Source organism: Micromonospora sp. 4G55, from assembly GCF_016803375.1.
Map to the genome: position 1 here is coordinate 1 of NZ_JAEVHN010000730.1, position 2,920 is coordinate 2,920.

The window sequence follows — 2,920 nt, forward strand, 5'->3', positions numbered from 1 at the left end:
CACCACCACCGCCCTGGCCGTCGTCGTCGCCGGTCTCGCCCTCACCGCCGCCACCGCCCCCCGCCGAGGCCGCCACCGTCGGCGCCGGCAGCTACACCACCGACCGGGTCGGCCCCCTGCCCACCGGCTGCGGCGACCTGTCCACCAACCCCCGACAGTTCGTCACCGCCAACGCGCCCGCCGGCCCGATCCCCACCAACGACTGGTGGTCGTCCCTGCTGTGGAAGCGGACCAACTGCGCGTACAGCGAGCCGCTGCACGCACACCCCGCCTCCTACCAGCCGTTCGGCGACGGCCTCGGCTTCTCCGCCACCTCCACCCCCACCATCAGCGGCACGGCGACCGGGGTGGGCGAGTACAAGTACGCGTACGCCGAGGACATCCGGGTCGGCGTGACCGGGCTCGGCGCGCCGGTCGTCAAGGTCGACGACTGGACGGACTGGACGGTCAGCCCGTACTGGAGCGACGGCACGCGTACCCTGCGGGCCACCATCGGCCACGGCCTGCCGTTCGCCTACTTCCGGACCAGCGGCGGCGACGCGCTGATCAACCCCACCGGCGGCAGCCCGACGGTCTGGTCCCAGAACGGCGCCACCATCGGGTTCACCGTCCGCGGCCACGACTACGTCGCCTACGCCCCGACCGGCGCCACCTGGACCGTCGCCGGCGGACGGATCACCTCCACCCTGGCCGGCAAGGGCTACTTCTCCGTCGCCCTGCTGCCCACCACGTCGAGCACCGACGCCACCGCCCGCGCCGACCTCGCCACCACCTACGGCCGGTACGCCCACGCACACGTCACCGGCACCCGGGTCTCCTACTCCTACGACCAGGCCAGCGGCCGGGTCACCACCACGTACGCCTTCACCACCACGCCCCGGGAGGGCACCGCCACCCAGACCGTGGTGAGCCTCTACCCGCACCAATGGAAGGCGTTGGCCGGCGCCACCCCGATCGGCCAGAGCTATCCCTCCGCCCGCGGCCGGATGAAGGTGCTCACGGGCGTCAGCCAGTTCCGCACCGCGATGACCTACCAGGGGGTGCTGCCGGAGCTGCCCGCCGTCGCCACCGGCGCCGGCGCCGACCTGGCCCAGCTCAGGGACCAGCTCGCCGCGGTGCGGGGCAACCCGATGGACCAGCGCGGCACCGACACGTACTGGACCGGCAAGGGTCTCGGGCGGGCCGCCCGGATCGCCGAGATCGCCGACCTGGTCGGTGACACGGAGACCCGTACCGCCGCGCTGAACGCCATCCGGTCCACGCTGAACGACTGGTTCACCGCCACCCCCGGCAAGACGGCCCGCGTCTTCTACTACGACCGGAACTGGGGCACCCTGATCGGCTACCCCGCGTCGTACGGCTCCGACCAGGAGCTCAACGACCACCACTTCCACTACGGGTACTTCATCGCGGCCGCCGCGACGCTGGCCAAGTTCGACCCGACCTGGGCCACCACCGCTCAGTACGGCGGCATGGTCGACCTGCTCATCCGGGACGCCAACAACTACAGCCGCGAGGACACCCGCTTCCCGTACCTGCGCGACTTCGACATCTACGCCGGGCACGACTGGGCCTCCGGGCACGGCTCGTTCGCCGCCGGCAACAACCAGGAGTCGTCGTCGGAGGGGATGAACTTCGCCAACGCCCTCATCCAGTGGGGACAGGCCACCGGCAACACCGCCGTCCGGGACGCCGGCATGTTCATGTACACCAACCAGGCGGCGGCGATCCAGCAGTACTGGTTCGACGTCGACGACGAGAACTTCCCGGCCGCGTTCGGGCACTCGACGGTCGGCATGGTCTGGGGCGACGGTGGCGCGTACTCCACCTGGTTCAGCGCCGACCCGGAGATGATCCAAGGCATCAACATGCTGCCGGTCACCGGCGGCCACCTCTACCTGGGCTACCGCCCGGCCTACCCCAGGACCAACTACGCCGAGCTGGTCCGCAACAACGGCGGCGAACCCACGGTCTGGCAGGACATCCTCTGGCAGTTCCTGGCCCTCGGCGACCCCGACGCGGCACTGACGAAGCTGCGCGCCAACCCCGGCTACACCCCAGAGGAGGGCGAGAGCCGCGCCCACACGTTCCACTGGATCCGCAACCTGGCGGCGCTCGGCCAGGTGGACACCGGCGTCACCGCGAACCACCCGCTGGCGGCCGTCTTCACCCGCAACGGCGCCCGCACCTACGTGGCCAGCAACATCACCGCCGCCCCGCTGACGGTGACCTGGTCCGACGGCACCCGGCTGACGGTCGCGGCCGGACGGACGGCAACCACCGGGGCGTACACCTGGAGCGGCGGCAACGCCAACGGCGGCGCGAGCCCGAGCCCCACGCCGACCAGCCCGACGCCGAGCCCGACGCCCACCAGCCCGAGCCCCACGCCGACCACGCCCCCGCCCAGCGGCTCACCGACGCGGTACCTGCTCCCCGGCGGTGGCCTGGGGGCGGCCGGCGGCGCGACGACCACCACCGTGGCCAGCGCCGGCGGCACCAACCACGACGGCACGCCGACCAACCCGGTGGTCTTCACCGCGACCGGCCTGACCATGGCCTACTCGGGTGGGCAGACCCGGTTCGACCTGTTCCTCGACGCCGGCTCGGCGGTCGGCAACGGGGTGCAGGCACGGGTCTCCTACGACCTGACGGGTGACGGGACCGTCGACCGGGTGGAGACGTACCGCTACTTCGCCACCGACCCGGTCCCCGGCTACGAGCACTACACCCAGAACGCGGGGCTGCTCTCCGCCACCGGCGCCCTCGGCAACCTGTCGAACGGCACGGTGAAGGTGGAGGTCTGGTCCGCCATCGGCACGAACCCGACCACCCTCGCATCGGCGACCGCTCGGTCGTCACGCTGCCGTACGCCTGATCCGCCGTCCCACCACCAACCCGCGACGCGGTCGTACCCCCGACC

1 protein-coding gene is annotated in these 2,920 nt (G+C 72.1%); it reads left to right on the plus strand.

Annotated elements, in window-relative coordinates:
* The coding region (locus JNW89_RS37430; RefSeq protein ID WP_305070561.1) for a glycosyl hydrolase at positions 1–2,920 on the plus strand (2,920 nt) is incomplete at both ends.